General features: G+C 56.9%; 2 protein-coding genes. Both read left to right on the top strand.

Features of this window, described 5'->3' with window-relative positions; all coding sequences use genetic code 11:
- Nucleotides 1–219: 219 nt before the first annotated feature.
- Nucleotides 220–2,334, top strand: coding sequence for a hypothetical protein (locus ACTTKG_RS10250; protein WP_442674099.1), 2,115 nt, complete (start codon nucleotides 220–222; stop codon nucleotides 2,332–2,334).
- 103 nt (nucleotides 2,335–2,437) lie between these two features.
- Nucleotides 2,438–2,700, top strand: a 263-nt coding sequence (locus tag ACTTKG_RS10245) for a hypothetical protein (protein ID WP_442674098.1), incomplete at its 3' end; no start/stop codon positions are given.

The raw sequence follows: 2,700 nt of genomic DNA, 5'->3' as shown, positions 1-2,700 counted from the left end.
GATTTGTGGCCGGAAGGATTGCCGAAAAAGCTGAAGGTTTTTCTGCTGAAGATGCGTGAGGCACTTTCCTCCTACATTGTGCTTGACAAGAAATCTGGCGCATACCAAGTGGACGAGAAGAAATTTCGTCATTTGTGGAAGTCAGAAAACGGTGGTCTGGTTTCTGAAAACAATTTGGATAAATTGATAGCAGAGACATCTCGCGAGAAAGCACTTGGCGTGGACTCTGCGCTGGTCAAGGACATTTTGCTTAAATGCGACTATGTGCGTGCGAATCTGTCGCCGTATGCGGAAAATGTGCTGACCGATCTCAATGCCGGACATTGGGAACTGTACGAGCAGATGCTGAAGAAGCCGCCCGAAGCGGAGAAGGTGCGCTTGAAACAGGAATTGCCTGCGCGGCCGCCAGCGCTTGACATTCGTGCGGACGGAATCTGCGCGATCGACTTCGGCACGAAGAGCACGACGGTCGTCTGCCGCAATCAAGGCGAGTATCTGCGGCGCATTGGGCGCGGCGAGTATCACAAGGCGCCGCGCATGGAGGACTACGAAAATCCGACCGCCGTGGAGCTGCGCGACCTCGAATCCTTCCTTGCAGCGTATCGCGCACGGGAGGGACGACCGTTCACGCGCTGGGAAGAAGTCACGGTGTCGCATACGGCGCGGAATCGGCTGCTTGAAAATGAGGAACGCACGATCATCCAATCGGTGTTCAGCGAACTCAAGCAGTGGGCAAACTCGACGCGCTCGGGTGGCTACCGTATGCGCGATCAGCGCGGCGAGGAAGTCGTCCTGCCCGCCTATCTGGATTTGTCCGAAGGCGCGTTCGATCCCATCGAGCTTTATGCCTACTACCTGGGTCTCTACATCAACAACATGCACCGCGACGGCGGCATCTACCTCGACTACATCTTGTCCTATCCCGTCAAATATTCAAAGCCCGTGCGCGAGCGCATTCGCCAGAGCTTCGAGCGTGGTTTGAAGAAATCCTTGCCGCCCTCCATCCTGCGCGATGAGGAAGTCATGGAAGATTTTTCTGTGGCGTTCGGCGCGAGCGAGCCGGCTGCCTACGCTGCATGTGCTCTCAAGGAGCTGGGCAAGCGCGAAGCGCACATGCAGCCGCAGGCAGGGCGGGAAATCTGCTACGCCGTCTTCGACTTCGGCGGCGGCACGACGGATTTCGACTATGGCGTCTGGCGCTTGCCGCAGGCGGAGGACGGCGTCAGTTGGAACTATGTTATCGAGCATTTCGGTGCGGGCAGCGATGAAGACCTCGGTGGCGAGAAGCTACTGAATCTCATCGCTTATCAGGTGTATCAGGACAATCTCGAAGAGATGCGCAAGGCGGGCATCCACTTCGCCTGCCCCGATGGCTGCGAATACTTCGCCGGCGGCGAACTGCTGCTCGATGATTCCGAGGCGGCGCATCTGAACCGTCGCCGACTGGCGGAAATGCTGCGACCTATATGGGAGCAGCGTACAGAGGACGGTGAGGGAGCGGCGCTCGACGACGACCGCCAGAGCATGGTCTTCTTCCGTGGCAATGAAACGGTCTCCATCGCTCTGCATATTGACAAGGAGAAGCTGCAGAGAATGCTCAAGGATCGCATCCGACGCGGCGTGGACAACTTCTTCGTGAAGCTCTGGGATGCTTTCAAGGGGCGGAAGGTCGCCGCTGCCATCGACATTCTTCTGGCAGGAAATTCGTGCAAATCTCCCCTCGTATCGGAGCTTTTCACAGAGCGCATCCGCGAGGAAAAGAAGAACATCGAGAAGAACGTGCAGAAGAACTTGGCGATGGAGAAGGATGCGAGCGGCGTGTTCCGCCTTCACCTGCCTCTGGGAACGGAAGAGGATGAGGGCGCCTTCGACCGCCGCCCGACGGGCAAGACAGGCGTCGCCTTCGGGCTTCTCGCGTGCTATCGCGGCGATCGCAACATCAAGGTCATCGATGGCAGCCACTCGGAAGAGTCGGAGGCGCAATTCCGCTACTACCTCGGACGGCGCAAGGGCGACAGCTTCGAAGTCACGATCGGCCTTGATGTCCCCTATGACGCATGGGCGCCGTTTTTGGACGTGGAGAGCGAAGACAGAAGCTTCTCGCTCTACTACTCATCCGAACCGCGTGCTTTGCAGGTACAGAATCCGTTGTCGTATCGCGATGTGAAGTATAAGAAGTGCCGCCTGCGCTATACAGCGGCTGCCGAGGGAGAGAGCGGCATCGTCTATATTCGCAAGAAGAGCCCGAGCGAGGTCGAGTATGTCGTCTCGACAGAGACGAAAATCAAGGACGGCGAATATCTGTCGGAGTTGGGGAAATGCGAGCTGAGCTGAGAGCGGCGCGGCAGAGAGAAAGGGAAAGAATATGGAAGAACTTCAGGCACTGCGGAGACTGGTCGTGAGGTTGATTTCTTTGGTTATGAAAAGGAGAGAGAGGATGGAGAATCTGCAGCAAGCAAGGCAGCGGCCGACAAACCGCCCGTCGCGCTGCACATCGCTGTATCTGAAGCGCGAGCAGTTCGAGGATATCTTTGAAAATGCGGCATGGGAATTTGCCAAAAGTTTGGAAGCGGACTTGAACGCGCTTAAGGATGAGCTGGCAGGAGTGCTCGACAAGCGTTTCGTCTTGTTCAAGAACAAGGCGTTGTGGTTCGACCGCGATGTTGCCGGCATATATCCGCGCTGGGATAAGGTGGGTTT

The organism is Selenomonas sp. (assembly GCF_052169755.1).
Taxonomy (GTDB): domain Bacteria; phylum Bacillota; class Negativicutes; order Selenomonadales; family Selenomonadaceae; genus Selenomonas.
This window is presented reverse-complemented; position numbering and strand designations above follow the sequence as displayed.